Origin of the sequence: Rhizobium sp. RM (assembly GCF_013390595.1) — a bacterium.
GTDB lineage: Bacteria > Pseudomonadota > Alphaproteobacteria > Rhizobiales > Rhizobiaceae > Agrobacterium.
This window is the reverse complement of the sequence record NZ_JACAWV010000008.1, coordinates 121,688-143,506: the sequence shown is the minus strand read 5'-3', so window position 1 is coordinate 143,506 and position 21,819 is coordinate 121,688. Positions and strand designations below refer to the sequence as shown.

Annotated in this window: 19 protein-coding genes; 11 read left to right on the top strand and 8 right to left on the bottom strand. The window is 56.7% G+C overall.

Annotated elements, in window-relative coordinates; translation table 11 throughout:
• The first annotated feature begins 198 nt into the window (after nt 1-198).
• Both HWX89_RS09545 and HWX89_RS09540 read left to right on the top strand, forming a co-directional pair.
• Nucleotides 199-1,269 (top strand): YjgN family protein, encoded by a 1,071-nt coding sequence (locus tag HWX89_RS09545; RefSeq protein ID WP_138794254.1) that lies wholly within the window; start codon nt 199-201, stop codon nt 1,267-1,269.
• Nucleotides 1,259-2,329 (top strand): M48 family metallopeptidase, encoded by a 1,071-nt coding sequence (locus tag HWX89_RS09540; protein ID WP_138794253.1) that lies wholly within the window; start codon nt 1,259-1,261, stop codon nt 2,327-2,329. The genes HWX89_RS09545 and HWX89_RS09540 overlap by 11 nt, the downstream gene beginning before the upstream one ends.
• A 46-nt stretch (nt 2,330-2,375) precedes the next feature.
• Here HWX89_RS09540 and HWX89_RS09535 read toward each other — a convergent pair whose 3' ends face one another.
• A complete protein-coding gene (locus HWX89_RS09535; protein ID WP_178340689.1) occupies nt 2,376-3,425 on the bottom strand; it encodes a Fe(3+) ABC transporter substrate-binding protein in 1,050 nt (349 codons plus the stop codon).
• Nucleotides 3,426-3,597: 172 nt separating this feature from the next.
• Between HWX89_RS09535 and rirA the strand changes: the two genes are divergently transcribed.
• The 7 genes from rirA to HWX89_RS09500 all read left to right on the top strand — a co-directional run bounded on the left by rirA (nt 3,598) and on the right by HWX89_RS09500 (nt 9,857).
• Nucleotides 3,598-4,068: an iron-responsive transcriptional regulator RirA gene (gene rirA / locus HWX89_RS09530; protein WP_138794251.1), complete on the top strand. Its 471-nt coding sequence runs from the start codon at nt 3,598-3,600 to the stop codon at nt 4,066-4,068.
• A gap of 170 nt (nt 4,069-4,238) precedes the next feature.
• The gene (locus tag HWX89_RS09525; protein WP_138794250.1) at nt 4,239-5,282 is read left to right on the top strand and encodes an AbrB family transcriptional regulator; all 1,044 of its coding nucleotides are present in this window, start codon (nt 4,239-4,241) and stop codon (nt 5,280-5,282) included.
• A 152-nt stretch (nt 5,283-5,434) separates the two neighbouring features.
• Entirely contained in the window at nt 5,435-6,346 is a 912-nt protein-coding gene (gene osmF / locus HWX89_RS09520; protein ID WP_138794249.1) for a glycine betaine ABC transporter substrate-binding protein OsmF, read from the top strand.
• Nucleotides 6,347-6,379: 33 nt separating this feature from the next.
• Nucleotides 6,380-7,546 (top strand): ABC transporter permease, encoded by a 1,167-nt coding sequence (locus tag HWX89_RS09515; RefSeq protein WP_178340688.1) that lies wholly within the window; start codon nt 6,380-6,382, stop codon nt 7,544-7,546.
• Nucleotides 7,543-8,481, top strand: coding sequence for an ABC transporter ATP-binding protein (locus HWX89_RS09510; RefSeq protein ID WP_138794248.1), 939 nt, complete (start codon nt 7,543-7,545; stop codon nt 8,479-8,481). The genes HWX89_RS09515 and HWX89_RS09510 overlap by 4 nt, the downstream gene beginning before the upstream one ends.
• A complete protein-coding gene (locus HWX89_RS09505; protein ID WP_138794247.1) occupies nt 8,478-9,221 on the top strand; it encodes an ABC transporter permease in 744 nt (247 codons plus the stop codon). The genes HWX89_RS09510 and HWX89_RS09505 overlap by 4 nt, the downstream gene beginning before the upstream one ends.
• Before the next feature lie 147 nt (nt 9,222-9,368).
• Nucleotides 9,369-9,857 carry a gluconokinase gene (locus HWX89_RS09500; RefSeq protein ID WP_178340737.1) on the top strand — a complete coding sequence of 163 codons (489 nt, stop codon included), beginning with the start codon at nt 9,369-9,371 and terminating at the stop codon, nt 9,855-9,857.
• Here HWX89_RS09500 and HWX89_RS09495 read toward each other — a convergent pair.
• The 7 genes from HWX89_RS09495 to HWX89_RS09465 all read right to left on the bottom strand — a co-directional run bounded on the left by HWX89_RS09495 (nt 9,854) and on the right by HWX89_RS09465 (nt 20,097).
• Nucleotides 9,854-11,155, bottom strand: coding sequence for an NAD(P)/FAD-dependent oxidoreductase (locus HWX89_RS09495; protein WP_138794246.1), 1,302 nt, complete (start codon nt 11,153-11,155; stop codon nt 9,854-9,856). The two genes, HWX89_RS09500 and HWX89_RS09495, sit on opposite strands and share 4 nt — an antisense overlap.
• A gap of 3 nt (nt 11,156-11,158) precedes the next feature.
• Nucleotides 11,159-12,520 carry a glutamine synthetase family protein gene (locus HWX89_RS09490; protein WP_178340687.1) on the bottom strand — a complete coding sequence of 454 codons (1,362 nt, stop codon included), beginning with the start codon at nt 12,518-12,520 and terminating at the stop codon, nt 11,159-11,161.
• 203 nt (nt 12,521-12,723) lie between these two features.
• Complete coding sequence (locus tag HWX89_RS09485; protein ID WP_138794245.1) at nt 12,724-13,971, bottom strand: NAD(P)/FAD-dependent oxidoreductase; 1,248 nt, start codon at nt 13,969-13,971, stop codon at nt 12,724-12,726.
• Nucleotides 13,972-14,126: 155 nt separating this feature from the next.
• Nucleotides 14,127-15,767: an ABC transporter ATP-binding protein gene (locus HWX89_RS09480; protein ID WP_138794244.1), complete on the bottom strand. Its 1,641-nt coding sequence runs from the start codon at nt 15,765-15,767 to the stop codon at nt 14,127-14,129.
• A gap of 5 nt (nt 15,768-15,772) precedes the next feature.
• Complete coding sequence (locus HWX89_RS09475; protein WP_138794243.1) at nt 15,773-16,918, bottom strand: ABC transporter permease; 1,146 nt, start codon at nt 16,916-16,918, stop codon at nt 15,773-15,775.
• Nucleotides 16,918-18,012: a microcin C ABC transporter permease YejB gene (locus tag HWX89_RS09470; protein ID WP_138794242.1), complete on the bottom strand. Its 1,095-nt coding sequence runs from the start codon at nt 18,010-18,012 to the stop codon at nt 16,918-16,920. Before HWX89_RS09470 ends, HWX89_RS09475 begins: the two co-directional genes overlap by 1 nt.
• 240 nt (nt 18,013-18,252) lie before the next feature.
• On the bottom strand, nt 18,253-20,097 hold the full coding sequence (locus HWX89_RS09465; protein ID WP_138794241.1) for an extracellular solute-binding protein: 1,845 nt from the start codon (nt 20,095-20,097) through the stop codon (nt 18,253-18,255).
• Between the two features lie 194 nt (nt 20,098-20,291).
• On the opposite strand from HWX89_RS09465, the gene mepA reads away from it, so the two are divergent.
• Both mepA and HWX89_RS09455 read left to right on the top strand, forming a co-directional pair.
• The gene (gene mepA, locus HWX89_RS09460; RefSeq protein WP_138794240.1) at nt 20,292-21,335 is read left to right on the top strand and encodes a penicillin-insensitive murein endopeptidase; all 1,044 of its coding nucleotides are present in this window, start codon (nt 20,292-20,294) and stop codon (nt 21,333-21,335) included.
• Nucleotides 21,336-21,435: 100 nt separating this feature from the next.
• Nucleotides 21,436-21,819 carry a methylglyoxal synthase gene (locus tag HWX89_RS09455; RefSeq protein WP_138794239.1) on the top strand — a complete coding sequence of 128 codons (384 nt, stop codon included), beginning with the start codon at nt 21,436-21,438 and terminating at the stop codon, nt 21,817-21,819.

Genomic DNA, 21,819 nt, shown 5'->3' with positions numbered 1-21,819 from the left:
CTACGCTGAAGCCCTGCCTCACGGCGGGGCTTTTTGCTGCAAACAGGACAAAAAAACTCACATTTTCCGAAAAATAATTCCACTTAAAGCTGTTTTGATATAGCTGTCGCGTTCGAGGTGTGGGGACACCGAGAGACGGGAACACTTTGATTATTTGATTTGATGTGCCTGGAGAGGGGCATGTGAAGAGGGACTCACATGAGCGATATTGCCGTAGCAACGGATACGCGCGCCTATGAGCGCGGCGTCTTCAAGGGAAGTGCCGGAGAGTATTTCGGAATCTGGATCGTCAACATTCTGCTGACGATCATAACCATTGGCATCTACTCGGCCTGGGCAAAGGTCCGTCGCAAACGCTATTTCAATGGAAGCACTGAACTGGCCGGACGTGCCTTCGGTTACCACGCAACGGGCGGGCAGATCTTCAAAGGGCGGCTGATCGCTTTTGCGTTCATCATCGTCATGCAAATCTTTGCAACGCTTCTGCCGGTTCTCGCCTTCATCCCGGCCATTCTTTTCGTGGCCTTCTTGCCATGGCTTGTCATGCGCAGCATTCGTTTCAACGCGCGTGTAACAAGTTATCGCAACGTACGTTTCGATTTTGCCGGCAAGACAGGCGGCGCGTTCGTCTCCGTCGTACTCGGCGGCTTCGTGGCCTTTATCTCTTTTGGCATTCTGGCACCCCTGGCGAGCCGTTGGGTCAATCGCTACGTTTTCGGCAACCTTCGCTACGGCGACAGGCCGTTCAGTGCCGACCCGAAAATTGGCGCGCTCTACCGCGTCTGGATCATTCCGGCCATCATGGTTGTTGTCGGCGGGACAGTGTTCAGCTTCCTGGGCTTCGCAATCTTTGCAGCCAACAGCGCGCTCGCCGATGACGAGACTACAGCCATCACCATGGCGCTTGGCTCTCTGTACATCGGCCTGTTCGGCGCTTTCCTGGTCTACGGCCTTGCTGGCATCGTCTATCGGGCCGGCGTACGCAACGTCGTGATCTCGTCTATGCTTCTCGATGGAAAACACCGACTCCTCAGCGATGTAAACCGTGGCCGTTATCTCTGGATCGTTGTCTCCAACCTCGTTCTCAGCGTCATCACCCTTGGTCTGATGCGTCCCTGGGCTGCGGTTCGCGAAGCACGTTACAGTGTCGAGCACACGGGAATCCATTTTGACGGCGACATGGGCGAGGTTCTATCTTCGATCGAAGCGACGGGCGCTGCCGTCAGCGCCGAATATATGGATATGGAAGGCTTCGAGTTTGGTTTCTGATACCGGAGAAACCGTTTCGGGCGAGTGGCATGCCGCTCGCTCGAATGTTTCGAGTGCTGCCAGGCTGAAGCTTGGCGGTACTATTCTTCTCGTGCTCGACGGCAAAGATGGCCATACAAGGACACAGGCGGAGATTGGTTCGGTGGAGATCAGCCACCGGATTGGAGCAATCCCGCGCGAGTTGCATTTCCCGGATGGATCGCTGTTCGAAACCTCCGACAACGACGGGATAGACCGTCTGCTGCAGGGCTACATCACAAAGCGTTCCGGGCTGGTAAACTGGCTGGAGCAATTCCGCCTGCGGCTGGTGGGGATCACTCTGTGCGCAGTGCTCCTCGCTTATGGAACCTACAAGCTTGCACTGCCGGCCATGGTGGAAGTGGCAGTTGCCGTCACCCCGCCCATTGTCCCACAGATCATGTCTTCCAGTACACTGGAAGCGCTAGACAGGACGGTCTTTTCCGAAAGCGCACTGCCGGTGGAAAAGCAGGACAGGATAAGGGCAGAATTCGCACGGATCGCAACGCATGCGGAAGGTTCGCCTGAAACCTACAAGCTGAATTTCAGAGATGGCGGCTATATCGGTCCGAACGCATTCGCGCTGCCGGACGGCACGATCGTTCTCACCGACGAACTGGTCGAACTGGCAGGCGACGACACGCAAATGATCACCGGCGTCCTCGCCCACGAAATAGGCCATGTGGAATATGAACATAGCCTTCGTCAGCTTTATCGGGCCGCCGGTGTTGCAGGTCTCGTGATGCTGGTCGCCGGCGACGTCGGATCTGCAATGGAGGATATTCTGACGCAGGGCGGTGGTCTTCTGGCACTTTCCCATTCACGCGATGCAGAACATCAGGCCGACCGACGTTCAGTAGAGCTGATGCGTGCAGCAGGACTGGACGCCACCGCCATCGAACGCTTCTTCGCGATCCTTGAGGAAAAACTGGGCGACAAGGATGGCACCACCATCATTTCCACCCATCCTGGGACGCCGGAAAGGCGAAAGGCCATCCTCGACTACAACGCCTCGCTGGACAGCAAACCGGCCGGCCAGTGAATCACTCCGCGAGCGCCTCCTCAACGACGGGAAGCTTGCAAAATCATCAGTTCGCCGGCCCTTCGTTGAAGCCCACCTCATCCACCAGTTCGGAAGCCTCCTTGCGGTGCGCGGCAATGTCCGTCAACGACAGCTTGTCGGGATTGATTGGCCCGAAACCCTTCACGACATCGGAAGGCTCGGCACCGGGCAGAACAGGATACTCGAAGACTTGCTGCGCGTAGATTTCCTGGGCTTCACGCGAGGCCAGAAACTCCATCAACTTCAATGCATTGTCTTTGTTGGGCGCGTATTTCGTCATCGACATTCCGGAAATGTTGACATGCGTGCCGCGATCACCAGCATTGGGGAACATGACGCGCACTGAACCTGCCCATTCCTTTTCTTCCGGTTCCCGGTCATTGGTCAGCATCAGCCCGACGTAATAGGTGTTGCCCAGTGCAATATCGCACTCACCAGCAAAGATCGACTTGGCCTGGGTGCGATCCGTTCCGTCCGGTTTGCGGGCCAGATTGTTCTTCAGGCCCGTGAGCCAGTTTCGCGTGTACTCGACACCATGATGGGCAATCATCGAGGCAAACAAGGCGATATTGTAGGAGTGCTGGCCGTCGCGGATACAGATTTTGCCTTTCCACTTCGGGTCTGCAAGCTCTTCATAGGTAATGTCTTTTTGCGCAACACGCTCTTTCGAAGCATAGACGACACGACCACGTGTCGTCAGCCCGAACCACTCTCCCTGCGGATCGCGCAGGTTCGCCGGGATATCCTTTTCAATGACCGGATCATTCAACACCGGTTGCGTCACGCCACCCTCTTTGGCCTCGACCAACCGGGCAATATCAACGGTCAAAAGCACGTCCGCCGGCGAGTTGACTCCTTCAGCCTGTATCCGTTCAACAAGCCCCTTATCGAGAAAAAGGACATTCGTCTCTATGCCCGTTTCCTTCGTGAACGCGTCGAGGAGTGGCTGAATCAATTCTGGCTGGCGATAGGAGTAAACATTGACCTCCCCTTCGGCAAAAGCTGTCGTCGCCATCGATAACGCAGCAAGACTCACAAAAACGGCACCGGGAAAACGGGATTTCATGCTTGCCATTGAGTTCGTCTCCATTAAAGTCCGATTCTTGAGTTTTCTGTTCATGAATCTGTGGACCCGTCAACAATTCAGTTCGCGAAATCCCGAACAGATGAGATTTTTTCAGTTTCTGGAATTGTTCTAAACTGAAAAAGAGACTATATAACTCCACATTGAGAGTTAGGAGACCAGCATGCGCTTGACCAAACAGACCAACTATGCCGTTCGCATGTTGATGTATTGCGCCGCAAACGAAGGCCATCTGAGCCGCATTCCGGAAATCGCCAGAGCCTATGGCGTGTCGGAGCTGTTCCTTTTCAAAATTCTTCAGCCGCTGAACAAGGCCGGGCTGGTTGAGACCGTCCGTGGCCGCAATGGTGGCGTGAGACTGGGCAAGCCTGCCGACAAGATCAGCCTATTTGACGTTGTCAAAGTGACAGAAGACAGCTTCGCCATGGCGGAATGCTTCGAGGATGGCGCCGTCGAGTGTCCACTTGTTGATAGCTGCGGCCTGAACTCGGCGCTGCGCAAGGCACTCAACGCCTTCTTCGACGTCCTGACCGAATATTCCATCGACGATCTCGTCAAGGCCCGTCCGCAGATCAACTTCCTGCTCGGCCTCGACACGGAAATGCCGCGCACGGCTTCCCTTCCCGCAGCGTAATTCGTCAAGTTCAAGACACGATCTTATTTGGAACCCGCAACGCCACGTTGCGGGTTTCTTTATGTGATCGCCTGTCCAGGTCCATTATTTTTCCCGCGACGTGTTGACGTCGCAAGCCGAAACGGCGCATGTGGGATTGAGCTTCCCAAGCAATTTCCATTCGCGTTGCAATGATAATCAAGCCGGAATTCCATACATTTTTGCTGACGGCCATCATCGGCAGCATTGGAGCATTTCTTGCCAGCCTGCTCGGCATACCGGCACCGTTTCTGTCAGGGCCAGCAGTTGCCGTGACCCTGTCGGGGCTTTCGGGTTTGAAGCTCGGCATCCCCTCCTATATCCGCAACGCCTGTTTTGTCGTTGTTGGCATCTCGATGGGAACCAGCGTTACGCCTTCCGTGATTGACGCGGCAAAGACCTGGCCCATCAGCTTTGTGGTGGTGCTCGTCGCCGTCGTCATCATGCTCTATGTCGCCTACTGGATTTTGCATTACGGCTTCGGCTATGACCGGACCACGGCAATGCTTGGCGCCTCCCCAGGTCATCTCAGTTACATCATCAGTCTCAGCGCCGACACCAAGAGCGATCTCGCTACCGTCAGCATCGTACAGAGCGTGCGGGTATTGGCGCTGACGTTGTCGGTGCCGCTGATCGTCGAATATTTCAACCTCGTCAGCACCGAACCGCCAATCATCAACCCACCGATGGGCCTTGTGACATTGGGGTTGACGATTATCGCCTCTCTGGCGATGGGTCTGCTCTTCCTGCGCTTGCGGTTTCCAGCGGCCTTGCTTCTTGGCGGTGTTGCCGTTTCCGTCAGTTCGCACATCACCGGCTTTACAGAAGGTGGTGTTCCAAACTGGTTGAGCCTTCCGGTCTACGTTCTCATCGGTTGTCTTATCGGAACGCGGTTTTCCAATGTGTCACTCATGGATGTGCGCAAAGGGTTCATCGCAGGCCTTGTCGTCACGATCGCCGTGATGTTCATCGCTTGCGTCATCGCCTGGATGATTTCCAACATAACAGGCGTACCGCTGAATGCAGTGATGATTGCCTATTCCCCTGGTGGTCTCGAAACCATGGCGGCAATGGCGGTGATGATGCATGCAGACACTGCCTATGTCGGCTCTCATCACGTCTTGCGGCTGCTCTTCCTTTCGGTTTTGATGCCGCTGGTGATGGGCAAGGATGCCCGCAAAAAAGGCGATCTTTGACGGGCTCGCGGACGCGCATTCTCCGACGTCTGGATCGCAAAAAATCCGAAGCATTTCTGCAACCATTTTTCCCCTCGGCCGTTCTTGACCGTTGAGCCGGCGACATCGGCGGCTTTTGCGCGTCTGCAGATCGATCACCGGAGGAATTTTTCATGAGCTGCTTGAGGACCCTGACAGGCGCAGCAGTCGCCTTCGCCCTTTATGCTTCCATTGCCCAGGCCCAGGTCGTCGTTTCCTCCAAGATCGATACTGAAGGCGGTGTGTTGGGCAATATCATTCTGGCCGTTTTGAACCAGAACAACATAGAAACGACGGATCGTATTCAACTTGGCGCGACGCCCGTCGTTCGCAAGGCGATCACCGCTGGCGAGATCGATATCTACCCGGAGTACACCGGCAACGCTGCCTTCTTTTTTGAGAAGGCCGATGATCCGCTTTGGAAGGACGCAGCCAAAGCCTATCAGGAAGCCAAGACGCTTGATCTCGAGGCAAACAAGATCGTCTGGCTGACGCCATCGCCCGCCAACAACACCTGGGCAATTGCTATCCGCAAGGACGTTGCCGACAAGAACAACCTCAAAACACTGTCGGATTTCGGCAAGTATGTTGCAGATGGCGGCGAGGTGGTTTTGGCCGCCTCTTCGGAATTCGTCAACTCGGCTGCAGCGCTACCAGCCTTCCAGACCACCTATGGCTTCACCATGAAACCGGCGCAGCTCATCACACTTTCGGGTGGTGATACGGCGGCCACGATCGCGGCGGCTGCAAACCAGACCAACAACGCCAACGCCGCGATGGTGTATGGTACAGACGGCGGCATCGCACCATCCGGTCTTGTTGTGCTGGAAGACGACAAGCATGTTCAGCCCGTCTATCAACCCGCCCCCATCATTCGTGAAGAGGTTCTGAAGAAGAACCCGAATATCGAGGCACTGCTGAAGCCTGTGTTCGAAAAACTGGATCTGGCAACATTGCAGGAATTGAATGGACGCGTGCAGGTGGGCGGTGAGCAGGCGAAAGCTGTGGCAATCGATTTTCTCACGAAAAACGGCTTCGTGAAATAAAATCACGTGAGTGACTGCAGAGGGAGGTAGCCTTTGACCAGACGGCCTGACAAAGTCGGCGTGCTGATCTCGTGCCTCCTTTTCTATGCAGTCCTCTTCTCACCCTTCATGACGTTTCGTGCAAACCGCATTGTTGCCGGCGAAACGAAGACGATTTTCGAATCTCTTCCAACATGGGTGGCGGCAACGTTTCTCATCTTCACCCTGTTTGCCGGCGTCATTGCCTTCTTTCGCTGCCCTATAGTTTTGAGACTGGCAGTGTCTCTCATCGGCCTCGTCGCCGTTGCTATCGTCGCGGGTCTAGCGGCGACAACCCTCACACCCGATAACAATAGCTACGCTCGCGTTTCACCAGCCAGCGGCTTCTGGCTTCTTTTGACGGCTTTCCTGCTCCTCGCCACCGACGCGGTCGCGCGCCTGCAACCGAAACCACTGTTGCGGGTCGTTATGCTCGGAGGTGCACTCGCCGTTCTTACAAGCGTGCTAGCGAGCGGTCTTTGGGATGATCTTTCCATTCTCAAGGAATATGCCAACCGTGCCGACATATTCTGGAGTGAGGCGATCAGACATGTGGAGCTTGCCTTGGGATCACTGTTTGCTGCCACCCTCATCGGAATTCCCATCGGCATCCTCTGTGCCAAAGTCGATCGGCTGCGACCGGCCGTGCTGAACGGGCTCAACATTGTCCAGACCATTCCTTCCATTGCTCTCTTCGGTATTCTTATCGCACCGCTCGGTTGGGTCGCCGCCAACGTTCCAGGTGCTTCAGCGATGGGGATTCGCGGTATCGGCATGGCGCCTGCCTTCGTGGCCTTGTTTCTCTATTCGCTCTTGCCGGTGGTCTCCAACACCGTTGTTGGCCTCGCGGGCGTGTCGCAGGCTGTGCAGGAGGCCGCGCGCGGGCTTGGCATGACGACCCTGCAGCGACTGCTCCGCATCGAATTTCCCCTCGCCTTCCCCGTGATCCTGACAGGCATCCGCATCGTGCTGGTTCAAAACATTGGGCTCGCAACAATCGCTGCCCTGATCGGCGGCGGCGGCTTTGGCGTTTTCGTCTTTCAGGGAATCGGCCAGACTGCGATGGATCTGGTGCTGCTCGGGACAATTCCCACAGTCCTGCTTGGGCTGACAACGGCCATCGTGCTCGATGCGCTCATCGACAGCAATCTCTTCAGTGCAAGCAGAAAGCGTGAAGCATGATCGAGATCGAAAACATCACCAAACGATATGGCGGTGCTGCCGTGGTCGACGATGTATCGTTGGTCGTTGCTCCACGTACCGTGACAGTCATCGTCGGCACGTCGGGGTCTGGCAAAACCACGCTGCTGCGAATGATCAACAGACTGGTGGAGCCAAGTTCCGGGACTATCCGCATTGATGGAAACGATGTTGCCGGCATACCGGGTTTCAAGCTTCGCCGGCAGATCGGATATGCCATCCAGGGACACGGTCTGTTTCCACACCGCACGGTCGCTCAGAACATCGCAACCGTCCCTGAATTGATCGGATGGGATAAAAAGCGGATCGATGCCAAAATCGAAGAGCTTATGCAGCTTTTCCAGCTCGAGCCCTCGCTCTATGCCACCCGATTTCCACATGAACTGTCAGGTGGGCAGCAGCAGCGTGTCGGTGTCGCCCGCGCACTTGCCGCTGAACCGAACATTCTACTGATGGATGAACCTTTCGGTGCGCTCGATCCGGTCATCCGTGCCAAGGCGCAGATGGATCTTCTTGAGATTCAGAAAAAACTCGGCGTGACGATTGTACTTGTCACGCATGACATGGACGAAGCATTCCGGCTGGCCCAGCAGATCGTCGTGATGGACAAGGGCCATATCGTGCAGAGAGGGTCACCCGCCGAACTGGTTCTCGAGCCCGCAACGGATTTCGTTCGGACGATGATCGGCGAAAACGAGCGATCCCTGAAGCTGCTTTCCGTCCTGCCTGTTTCCGATATCATCGAGCCAGGCCATGCAGAAGGGCACCCCTTGAGCGCTCACGCCAATCAACGCGACGCACTTTCCGCCATGTTGTGGGCGGGACTGGATGCCCTGCCGGTGCTTGACGATGATGGTAGAGCGCTCGGTCGCGTGCGCCGTGACGTTCTCCTCCAGCGCGCCACTGGAGCTCCATGAACAGGGTCGGCGAATTTATCATCAATGGACTACTTGTCGTGATGCTTGTCGTCTTCCTGGCATCACCGCAGCTTTTCGCACCTCTGTTTCAGCCACTCGTCCAGCCCAATGCGCCACCGATCTATGTGCAGGCCAGCCTCTTGTCGTTGACCTTCTCGCATCTGGAGATCGTCGCTATGGCTACCGCGCTCGCAACGTTGATCGCTGTGACACTCGCCATCATCGTTACACGGCCGTTTGGTGCAGCATTTCTGCCGCTCTCGCGCAGCATCGTCAATGTTGGCCAGACCTTTCCGCCTGTCGCCGTCCTGGCGCTTGCCGTACCGATGATCGGCTTCGGCGAGAAGCCGACCCTCATCGCGCTTTTCCTATATGCCCTACTTCCGGTTTTCGAAAATACGTTGACCGGGCTGACCGTACTCCCGCCAGCAGTCATGGATGCCGCCAAAGGCAGCGGCATGACGGGCTGGCAACGGCTCGTCAAAGTGGAGTTGCCGCTCGCGCTTCCGGCCATCCTTGCGGGGATCAGACTTTCGGCCGTCATCAGCCTATCAACCGCAACCATCGGCTCGACCGTTGCTGCACGGACACTTGGCGAAGTCATCATTGCCGGGCTACAATCCAACAATCTGGCCTTCATCCTTCAGGGCGGATTGATCGTCGCGGCGCTGGCAATCCTGATCCATGCCGGCTTCTCCGCACTGGAGAAAACCGCATCTAGAAAAGCTCGATATCAGTGAGATCAGCCTCTCCGATTTTCCTGATCCCGCAGTGCGTTTGCTTGTCCTGATCCAACAGAACCGTTTCCCTCGAACGAGAAATGCTCTAAGGGCTTGGCCATCGAAAACAGGAAATTCGAGGTTCGGGTGACACAGGCAATCGTTGTGATGGGAGTGAGCGGCTGCGGCAAGTCCACAGTCGGAGAGGCACTGGCCGAAAAACTGGGCATCGCTTTCATAGAAGGTGACAAGCTGCATCCGAAATCGAACGTCGACAAGATGTCTGCCGGCACACCTCTGACCGATGAAGATCGCTGGCCCTGGCTCGATCTCATCGGTGTGGAACTGCGCAAAGGTTATGAAGGCGCCGGTATCGTCGTCTCTTGCTCGGCGCTGAAAAAGATCTATCGCGACCGGCTTCGGGAAGCCTGCGACGGCAAGCTCGCTTTCGTCTATCTCGACGGCAGCCTCGAGTTGCTAAGCCGCCGCATGGGCGAGCGCAAGGGACATTTCATGCCGCTTTCACTGCTGCAGACCCAGCTTGCAACCCTGGAAGTTCCGACAGGCGAGCCCGGGGTGGTCACAGTCAGCATTGATGCAACACCGGACGAGATCGTGGAAAACGCCTTTTCCGGCCTGAAGGACATTCGTTTCTAAAGCCCAAGCTTGTCTCTGAGACCGTACCACCAGGCCCCGAGCACAGTGAGCGGTACGCGGAATGTCTTTCCGCCAGGAAACGGATAATTCGGCAAGGAACTCCACACATCAAAACGTTCGGCGTGGCCTGCAACGGCCTCGCCGAGGATTTTACCGAGCAAATGCGTGGTCGTGACGCCGTGACCACTGTCGCCGTGCGAGAAATAGACGCTGTCGGAAAGCTTGCCCATATGCGGGATGCGCGTCAGCGTCAGCGCGAAATTGCCGCTCCAGGCAAAATCGATTTTCGTCTTCGCCAGTTGCGGGAAGGTCTTCAGCATGTTGGGCCTGATAACACCGGTCAGGTCAGCCGGATCGCTTCCACCATAACCGATGCCGCCGCCATAGAGCAGACGATTATCGGACGTGCGGCGATAATAATCGAGAATGTAGTTGGCATCTTCGACGCAATAATTTGCCGGCAAAAGGCTTTCAATCAACTGCGGATCGAGCGGCTCGGTTGCCATGACCTGGCTTGAGACGGGCATCATACGATCCCCGATCTCCGGCAGAAGCGTGCCAAGATAGGCATTGCCGCACACAAGCACGTATTTCACCTTGACGCTGCCAGTCGCGGTGCGAACAACGGGGCTCTCACCCTCTTCGACTGAAATAACCCGCGAATTTTCGAAGATCCGTGCGCCGAGGCTTTCGGCAGCGGCAGCCTCTCCCTGCACCAGATTGAGCGGATGAATGTGACCGCCAAAGCGATCAATCATTCCGCCCGCATAACGGTCCGTCTCCACGTATTTGCCGACATCAGCCTTGGACACCATTTCCAGGCCACCGTGTCCGTGTTTTTCCCAATGCGCCTTATGGGCTTCCATCTCGCGGACCTGCTTGGGCGTGAAGGCCGCGAAGAAACCTCCATCGACAAGATCGCAATCAATCGCATATTTCTTGACGCGCTCACGGATGATGGCGCCACCTTCAAGCGACATCGCTCCGAGCTTCACAGCCTTTTCGCGACCGTAGCGTCCGGCGATGGTTTCAAGATCACGGCTATAGCCGTTGACGATCTGACCACCATTGCGACCCGAGGCGCCGAAACCGACCCGCACGCCTTCCAGCACAACCACGGAATACCCGCGCTCACTGAGTTCCAGCGCCGCGGAGATACCAGTGAAACCACCGCCAATGATGCAGACATCGGCATCCAGATACCCTTCCAATGAAGGACGCACGGATTTCACGTTGGCTGAGGCCGCATACCAGGACAACGTATGACCGGGATTGGGAATTGGGGTGACCTCTGCCATCTCTCACACCGTCCTGATATAGGCGTCATATTCGACGTCGGTTACACGCAAGGAAAACTCGGATAGCTCCTGCTGCTTGCAGGCGGAGAAGAGCGTGCGGTACTTCTGGCCAAGCGTCGCATAAGCAAAACTCGAACGCGTAAAACGCTGCAGCGCATAATCCCAGTTTGTCGGCAGGGGCTCATGATTGATGGCATGGCTGTCACCGGAAATCGCGCCACCCGGCTGACGTTTCTCCTTCATGCCAGCCAGTGCCGCACTGAGGATCATTGCCAGAACGAGATAGGGATTGGTGTCCGCGCCCGCGACGCGGTGCTCGATGCGTGTTGCCGCCCGACTGGCTGTAATGACGCGCACCGCAGCCGAGCGGTTGTCGAAACCCCAGGATGCGTAGGTCGGGGCGTGTTCACTGGGCGTCAGTCGACGGTAGGAGTTTGCATGGGGCGCAAAGATCGCCATGCTTTCCCCCATGTTCTCCAGAAGACCGCCAACAGAGTGCATCAACGCGTCCGACGGTCCGTTTTCACCGCCATATATGTTGTTGCCGCTCTTATCGAGAACCGAGAAGTGAACGTGCATGCCGTTTCCGGCCTGCATGCCATAGGGCTTGGCCATGAAGGTCGCATCGAGATCATGCTTGCGCGCCACCCCCTTGACGATGCGCTTCAGAAAGACTGCGAAGTCTGCCGCCTGCAACGCATCCGGCACATGGTTGAGATTGATCTCATACTGGCCAGGACCATTTTCCCGCAGCGTCGTGTCCGCAAGAACGCCCTGTGCCCGGCATGCGGTGGCAATATCGTGGAAGACGTCTTCGAAATCCTGCAATTCGGAAATCGACAGCACCTGCGTCTGACCCGTATGCCAACGGCCTTCGCGACTGTTCGGTGGACGAACAGGATCGAGTGCAGACCGGACCGGATCGATGAGGTAAAATTCCAGTTCGGTTGCAACGACCGGTGTGAGGCCGGCTTTGCGGTATCCCTCTAGGACCTGCGACAACACATGACGAGGATCGCCATAAAAGCCTGATCCATCCGGGTTTCTCATCGCGAGAAGAACCTGCGCCGTTGGTCGCCCAAGCCAGCTTACACGTGAAAGAGTACCGGGAACAGGAAAGCAGAAGCCGTCCGGATCGCCTGTTCCCTCCGCCAAACCTGCCGCATGCACATCGCGACCCCAGATATCCAGGGCATAAACGGAGCGGGGTATTGCCATACCTTTTTCAAGAACGTCGATGGCGCGTTCACGCGGTATCCATTTGCCGCGCGGCACACCGTTCGCATCTATGACGAACGCTTCAAGTATTTCGATATCGGGATTGTCAGCGAAAAATTTCTTTGCGTTTTCAATATCATCCATCATGCACCAGCAGGCTGTTTTCCATTTCGGTTCGCGCCATATGATGCGCTAAAGAAAATCGTCCTGCTGCTGATAGATGAGAAATCTCGCCGTCATGATGACGTTCGCCCCTTTTTGACGCGACGACCACGCGCCTTTTCCCCTTTATGAAAGGCATGGTACGTGGCCGAACGCCGAAAGGCCAGAGAATTCCTGACAGAGTGCTCTCAGGGATTGAACCTGCCCGGGCGATAGGCATCGATGGGAATGACCGGTGTCTCGCCAAGAATGGTTTCAGCCAGAACCCGACCGGTGATCGGCCCAAGCGTCAATCCGTGATGGGCGTGACCAAAGGCAAACCAGAGCGTGTTGTGCCGTGGCGCCCTGCCGATGATCGGCATCATATCCGGTGTGCAGGGTCGTGAGCCCATCCATGGCTCCGCATCCAGCCGTCCGCCAAGCGGAAAGGCGGTACGGGCAATCCGTTCCGCTCTCTCGATCTGAACCGGTGATTTCGGTGCATCACGTTCAGCAAACTCGGCACCCGTCGTCAGGCGGATACCCTTTCGCATGGGCGCCAGAAAGTAACCCCGTTCGGCGTCGATCAACCAGTTGTTGAGTCTCGTTCCCGGCTGCGGCGCATAGTGCATGTGATATCCACGCTTGACGCCAAGTGAAAACCGGTACCCAAGCCGTTCCGTCACCGTATCCGCCCATGGACCTAGAGCAACAACAGCATGTTCAGCCTCAATCGCCCCGGTATCGGTGCGTACCGTCCAGCCTTTAGCGGTCTGGCTCAACGTCGATGCATCGCCGCGCATGACCGTCCCGCCCAGACTCTCAAACAGTCTGACATAGGCAAGCGTCAACGCATGCGGATCGCGAACCGACCACGGATCGTTCCACTTCAGTCCGCCGACGAAATCGCGACGGAGATCCGGCTCGGCCTCTGCCAGTTCCGCCGCGCTCAGTGTCGTGTAGGAAATCCCATAGTCCCGGGCCAAGCGCTCGGCGCTGCCGTAATCCGCATCGCGCTTTTGAGCTGTGCGGTAAGCTTCCATCCAGCCGTTCTTGACGATCAGGTCGTCAGCATTCGCTTCCTCAATCAGGATTTTGTGTTCAGACACCGAATGTTCGATGAGGGGCGCATAAGCGCGCGAGATCGCGGCATGACGAGCAGGAGTGGAATGAAACCAGTAGCGTCCAAGGAAGGGGGCAATCTTCGGCAAGGCGCGCAGGTGATAATGGGCATCGATACGGTTGTTCAACGAATACTTCAGAAGAAGTCCGACGTCCTGCGGAAAACCATAGGGTTCAACCCCTTCGCGCTGAATGAGGCCCGCATTGCCAAACGATGTTTCTTCACCCGGCCCTCTCCGGTCGAGCAACACAACCGATTTGCCTCTACGCGACAGTTGCAAAGCCACCGAAACCCCAATAATTCCGGCTCCCAGAACAACCACATCCACTGCCATTCCAACCACCCATTCACACCGCACAGCCCAGTGGGCACATCTGCAAGATGGGTCGGCAACCTCAGCAAAGCAATGGGAAAATTATCGCAGTGAACGTCTATGGTTTGGGCGCACCAACGCGCGTCCAAACGTTTCAGTTCCGTAGCCCTGTGTTGCTATTGGCCGATCGCCCGGGTTTCCATCGCCTCGATGTTGAACGCCGCTGCCAGCAAAGCCTTGGTATAGTCTTCCTGCGGCGAGGCGAAAATGTCGGCGGCGGGACCGCTCTCCACCACCTTGCCATGCCGCATGACGATCAAATCGTTGGCAAGCGCCTTCACGACTTTAAGGTCATGGCTGATGAAGAGATAAGCGAGATCGTGACGGGCCTGCAGGTCGCGAAGAAGATCGACCACCTGAGCCTGCACACTCATGTCGAGCGCCGAGGTCGGTTCATCCAGCATCACAAAGCGCGGCTTCAGGACCATGGCACGGGCAATGGCGATACGCTGGCGCTGGCCACCGGAAAATTCATGCGGGTAACGCCAACGCGTGGCGGGATCGAGCCCCACTTCTTCCAGCGCCTTTGCGACAAGCATGTCCCGCTCATCGGCTGAAAGCGATCGCTCATGAACTTTCAGCCCTTCCTCAATGATCTCACCGACCGACATGCGAGGGCTGAGCGAACCGTAGGGGTCCTGAAACACGACCTGAAGCCGGTTTCTCAGCGGCTTCATCATCTTGTAGGAATAGCTGTCGATCGACTGCCCGATGAAGCTGATGCGCCCTTCCGAAGCGATCAGCCGCGATAGGGCGAGGCCAAGCGTCGTCTTGCCCGAACCGGACTCACCGACAACGCCGACGGTCTGCCCCGCACGAAGCGTAATGTCTATCCCGTCAACAGCCTTCACGTGATCCACCACGCGGCGCATCAAACCCGCCTTGATCGGGAACCAGACCTTGATATCGTCGCCCTGCATAACGACGGGTTTTCTGTCGTCAGCCGGCGGCGGCTCGCCTTTGGGCTCTGCAGCCAGAAGGTGGCGCGTATAATCGTGCTGCGGACGGGTAAAGACCTGCTCGACCGTGCCTGTTTCCACGATCTTGCCCTTGGTCATCACGCAGACCCGATCCGCGAATTTCCGGACAATGCCAAGATCGTGGGTGATGAACAGCATGGACATGCCGTGCTGCGTCTTGAGATCACTCAACAGCTCAAGGATCTGTGCCTGAACCGTGACATCGAGCGCCGTCGTCGGCTCATCTGCGATCAACAGCTTCGGTCTGTTGGCAAGCGCCATGGCAATCATGACGCGCTGGCGCTGGCCGCCTGAAAGCTCGTGCGGATAGGCTTTAAGACGTTTTTCCGGTTCGCGAATACCGACCTGGAGCAGAAGCTCCAGAGTGCGCTTCCTGGCTTCAGCGCCGGTAATCGCCTGGTGCAGTTCGAGAATTTCGCCGATCTGCTGCTCGATGGTGTGAAGCGGATTGAGCGATGTCATCGGCTCCTGAAAGATCATCGTGATGTCGTTGCCGCGAACGCGGCGCAACATCTTTTCCGGCAGGCTCAACATGTCCTTGCCATCGAAGAGGATCTTGCCAGACGGGTGGCTTGCGGCCGGATAAGGCAACAGTTTCAGGACAGAATTTGCCGTCACCGATTTTCCGGAGCCGGATTCACCGACGAGCGCCACGACCTCGCCCGGCATGATGTCGAAGGATACATGGTCGACGGCGAGGCTCGTTGCACCACCCTGGTGAAAGGCGACCGACAGATCTTGAACCGAAAGAAGAGGTTGTTTCATGGTTTCCGTCATGGCGATCACCGGAACGTCTTGCGCGGATCGAAGGCGTCGCGCACGGCCTCGCCAACGAAGATCAGCAGCGACAGCATGATCGACATCGTGAAGAAAGCGGTCAGACCGAGCCAGGGCGCCTGAAGGTTATTCTTGCCCTGCGCGATCATCTCACCAAGAGAAGGCGAGCCAGGCGGCATGCCGAAACCAAGGAAATCGAGCGAGGTCAGCGTTGTGATCGAACCGGACAGGATGAAGGGCAGGAAGGTCAGCGTCGCGACCATGGCGTTGGGCAGCAGGTGCCGGAACATGATTGTCCAGTTGCCGACACCGAGCGCACGGGCGGCACGAACATATTCGAAATTGCGGGCGCGCAGAAACTCGGCACGCACAATGCCGACGAACCCAACCCATGAGAACAGCAGCATGATGCCAAGGAGAACGAAGAAACCGGGTGGCAAAATCGCCGCGATTATCAGCAGGATGTAGAGAACCGGCATGGACGACCAGATTTCGATGAAGCGCTGCATCAACAGGTCGGTCCAGCCGCCGAAATAGCCCTGCACGGCGCCTGCCGTCACGCCGACGATCGCCGAGGCAATGGTCAAAGCCAGACCGAACAGCACCGAAATACGGAAACCGTAGATCATCCGCGCCGTGACGTCGCGAGCCTGGTTGTCAGTGCCGAGCCAGTTGAGATTTCCGACCGTGCAGTTGGGGTCGGCGTCCCCTTGCGGATAAGCCGAGCAACGCTGCTGTCTGTCCATCAACCAGAAGGGCGGCGTCGGCGCCGAATGCGGAATATTCGAATTGACCGTCTGGTAGGAATAACGGATCGGCGGCCAGATCATCCACCCATTGGCGTTGATTTCATCCTGAATAAAGGACGACTTGTAGTCGGTCTGCGCCAGGAAACCGCCGAATTTTTCCTCTGGATAATCAACGAGCACAGGCATCAGAAGCTCGCCCTTGTAGGAGGCGAGGACCGGCTTGTCGTTTGCGATAAATTCCGCAGACAAACTGAGGAAAAACAGAATGAGGAACAGCCAGAATGACCAGTAGCCACGGCGGTTGGCCTTGAAATTCTGCCAACGTCGTTTGCTGGTCGGCGAAAACCATGGGCGCTTCGGTGGCACGACAACATCTGCCGTGGTGGGGGCTGCGATTGTCATCACACGTCTCTCCGCTCAAAGTCGATGCGCGGATCGATCCAGGTATAGATGAGGTCGGAGATGAGACCGACCACAAGTCCCATCAGGGAGAAGATGTAGAGCGTGCCGAAAACAATCGGATAGTCGCGGTTGACGACCGAGAGGTAGCCGAGGCGACCAAGACCATCCAGCGAGAAGATGTTCTCGATGAGCAGCGAACCCGTAAAAAACGCGGAAATAAACGCGCCTGGAAAACCGGCGATGACGATCAGCATGGCGTTGCGGAACACGTGACCGTAAAGCACTTTGCGCTCAGAGAGCCCCTTGGCGCGGGCTGTCACCACATATTGCTTCTTGATCTCGTCGATGAAGGAGTTCTTCGTCAAAAGCGTCGTCGTTGCGAAAGCCGAAAGCGACAGCGCGATCAACGGCAAGGTCAGATGCCAGAAGTAGTCGATGATCTTCTGCCACCAGTTCAATTGGTCAAAGTTATCCGACACCAGGCCACGTAGCGGGAACCAGTCGAAGAATGATCCGCCGGCAAAAAGAACGATCAGGAGAATACCAAACAGGAAGCTCGGCACGGCATAACCGATGATGATGACACCGGAGGTCCAGACGTCAAAAGTCGATCCATCAGAAACGGCCTTCTTGATGCCGAGCGGGATCGAAATCATGTAGGAGATGATCAGAATCCAGAAACCGAGCGACATTGAGACTGGCAGCTTGTCGATGATGAGATCGATCACCGAAGAGTTGCGGAAGAAGCTGTCGCCAAAATCGAAGCGGATGTAGTTCCACATCATGTCGAAGAAACGTGTGAGTGGCGGTGTGTCGAAACCGAACTGCTTTTCCAGTTTGGCGATCAAGTCCGGATCAAGGCCCTGCGCACCACGATATTTCGAGCCGCTTTCGTCGAAACCGCCTGACTGGCCGATAAGATCGCCGCCGCCGGAAAGACGATCGGACGCACTGTCGCCCTGTCCCGTCAATTGCGCGACAACCTGTTCGACCGGGCCGCCCGGCGCGAATTGGATGACAAGAAACGAAATGCCCATAATGCCGATCATGGTCGGGATCATGAGAGCCAGACGTCTGAGAATATATGCTCCCATCAGTCCCTGCCTCGGGCCAATGCGCCAGCGGTTTTCGCTTCTGTCAAACCGGGTCCTTTCCTGAAGGCGCTCATCGCGCCCTGAACGATTCGTATCAGTCTATGTGAATCAAGCCTTCGAAGCGAAAGCAAGGCTTCTGGCGTTGCAGAGGAAAAACGAAGGCCGGTTCACAGTTCCAGCCTCGTGTTTTCGCTTCGGTCATCGCGAAGGTGGCTCACACCTTTCGCAGCCGATTCATTATCATTTTCCAGCTTCGGCCGACCACCAGACGGTCGGCATGCCCAGTGAATATTCGGGCAGGTTTTCAGGATGCGCCAATCGTCCCCAATACGCGATGCGCGAGGATTTGGAGCTGTAACTCGGCACAACGATGTGATGCGCCAACAGAACACGATCCAATGCGTGGACGGCGGCGACCAGATCGTCACGGTCCTTGGAGAAGATGACTTTCTTGATGAGGGCATCAATGCCCGGATCGCTGATGCCGCTGTAATTTTGCGAACCTTCGCGTTTGGCAGCATCCGAACCCCAATATTCCGCCTGCTCATTGCCGGGGTTCATCGATTCTCCCCAGGCATTGTACATCACGTCAAAATCGCGCGAGCGCCACCGATTGGTGAACTGCGACTGCTCGACGCTTCGAACCGTCGCATCGATGCCGATCTTCTTGAGATTTTGCGAAAACGACAGCGCCACCGGCTCGATCGTCGGCCCTCCCAGCATGATTTCGAAGCTCAAGGGCTGGCCGGTCTTGGTGTTGACCATCCTGTTGCCCTTCAGCTCGTAACCCGCCTCCTTCAGCATGGCGACGGCTTTTCGAAGGTTGTCGCGCAGTTTTGCCGGATCGCCATTGACCGGATTGCTATAGGGCTCCGTGAAAACACGCGGCGGAACGAGGTCTTTGACCTCATTCAGTATTTCCAGTTCACGCCCTTGCGGCAGGCCGGAGGATGCAAGCTCCGTGCGGAAGAAGTAGCTGTCGACACGGTCATAAGAGCCATAAAAGATCGTGCGCTTCAGCTCCTCGAAATCGAAGGCATAGTTGAGCGCCTCGCGAACACGCGGGTCGGCAAACTTGTCGCGGCGGGTGTTGAAGATGAAGCCGACCATAACGCCGACCTTTCGCATCTCGTTTTCAAGCTCCTCGCGCTTGATGCGACCGTCGTTGACCGCAGGAAAGTTATAGGCCGTTGCCCATCGCCGGGCTGAGTTCTCCCACCAGTAATCGGTATTGCCGGAGCGAAAGGCCTCAAACATCACGTCGCGGTCGGCAAAATAGCTGTAGACGATCGAGCCGAAATTGTTCTGCCCGACGTTCACGTTGACGTCCTTGCCCCAATAATCGTCGCGACGCTCGTAACGGATCGTGGAGCCGGGTGTCACTGCAGCCACGCGATACGGTCCAGACCCCATCGGCACTTCAAGTGTCGTCTTGGTGATGTCGCGAGGTTTTCCGTCCGTGCCATTGGCCGCCCACCAATGTTTGGGAACGATCAGAAGCTGACCGACGATCTGCGGCAGTTCGCGGTTGTTCGGCTCATCGAACTTGAACGTGACCTCGCGCTCCGCCGTTTTCTCGGCGCTGACGACGTGGCGATAATAAAACTCCATTTGCGGATTGGATTTTTTGGCCTGTTCGAAACTGAAAACGACATCCTCAGGGGTCACGGGCTTGCCGTCAGACCACGTCGCTTCGGCGCGCAGGCGAAATGTCACCGAACTGAAATCGTCAGGATATTTCAAAGACTCGGCGAGCAGGCCGTACATGGAGGAAATTTCGTCCAATGCCGACGTCATCAACGTCTCGTAGACAAGGCCCAACCCCTCGCCCACCTCACCGCGCGCCAGAAGCGGATTGAGCGTATCGAAGCTGCCTTCTGCCGAAAGCTGCAGCGTTCCACCCTTTGGAGCATTTGGATTGACGTAATCGAAGTGCGAAAAATCACCAGTATGTTTCAGGTCACCAACCGTCGAAATCCCCTTTCGCCAGCCCTGCTCGTCCTGCGCGGAGGCGAAAGCCGGCATTAACAACGCAGATGCGGTCAGCGCGATAACAAAGCGGGATTTCAGTTGTGCCAATACCATACGGGAAAGCCCCTGTTTTTCGTGTCTATTGTGCAGAGCATAAAACAAACAATGTCAAAAAACAGGTGCCGTGGCTCACAAGCTCTTTATCGAAGCAATATCTCAGGTTGCCGGCAAACATGGTTTCAACAAAATCCCGATCCAGTTTAATCTTGGGACAAGAGAATCATTCGGGCGGAGCAGGCGGCGACCATATGACGGCGGGATCATTGCGGGTTTTTAGAGGGGCTTTGTTGGCCATTTCGGTGCTTTCCGGCCTACAGGTGGCAACGGCATCCGCAGAGGACCGTCCTGCCAAAGAAGTTTTTGGCCACCTCGCCCTTCCGTCTGCCACCGTTTCGCAACCCATCGGGTCTTATGCAAAAGGCTGCCAGTCCGGCGCGATCGCCATGCCAACGGACGGCCCTGGCTGGCAGGCCATGCGGCTTTCCCGCAATCGCCGCTGGGGACAGCCGCAACTGATCTCCTTCCTTGAGCAGTTTTCGCAGGACGCACAAAAGATTGGCTGGCCGGGCCTCCTGCTTGGCGACATCTCCCAGCCACGTGGCGGGCCTATGCTTTCCGGACACGCATCCCATCAGATTGGCCTCGATGTCGATGTGTGGTGGAGGCCAATGCCCGACCATCGCATGAGCGCGCAGGAGCGCGAAACCGTGCCGTTCATTTCCATGCTCGACAAAAGCAGATTCCTGACGGTCGATGACCGTAAATGGTCGCCGCTTAATGCTCGTCTGGTGATGATGGCGGCCAGCTATCCGCAAGTGGAGCGGGTGTTCGTCAACCCTGCCATCAAGCAGAAACTTTGTCAGACATGGACCGGCGATCGCACGTTCCTCGGCAAAATCCGCCCGATCTACGGCCACGACGAACATTTCCATGTCCGGCTTGAATGCCCGCCCGGCGCCGCAAACTGCAAACCGCAGGCGCCCGTCGGCAAGGGAGATGGCTGCGACAAGTCGCTCGCATGGTGGTTCACCAAGGAGCCCTGGGCACCGCCGAAAAAGGACCCCAATGCCAAGCCGGTAAAACCGCGCCAGGTTATGGTGTCAGATCTGCCGGCCGCATGTGCAGCCGTTGCTTCAGCGCCCGCCCGCAACGCAGACGCCATGTCTGCCCAGGCCTACGCACCAGCGCAGGCCTCCAGTCAGCCAAGTGTGGAATCTGTCATTCAGGCGGCGCCGCCCGTTTCACCTCCTGCGGATATTCCTCTTCCGCTCCAGCGTCCGACATTGAACTGAAACAGAAATGCGGCATTGAAAAGCGCCGCTTTTCAAATGGCGGCAAGCTGCTATAGAAGGCTTCAAATCGATTTAATTATTCATTGGAGAGATGCTGCCCATGGCTGAAGAACGCTGTATCGCGCTCATCGCCCACGACGAGAAGAAGGATGATATGGCGGATTTCGCCCGCCGGCATCAGAAAGCGCTCTCCAAGTTCAGGATCGTAGCAACGGGCACGACAGGCGGCCGGGTTCAGGAGGCGTGTCCGGATCTGAACGTCATCCGTCTGAAAAGCGGACCGCTCGGCGGTGATCAGCAGATCGGTGCAATGATCGCGACGGGAGAGGTGGACATGCTGATCTTTTTCACCGATCCATTGACCCCCATGCCACACGATGTGGATGTGAAAGCACTGACCCGCCTCGCTACGGTCTACGACATTCCCATGGCGCTTAATCGTGCCACAGCGGAAAAGCTGATCGACTTCAACCTCGCCGACTGA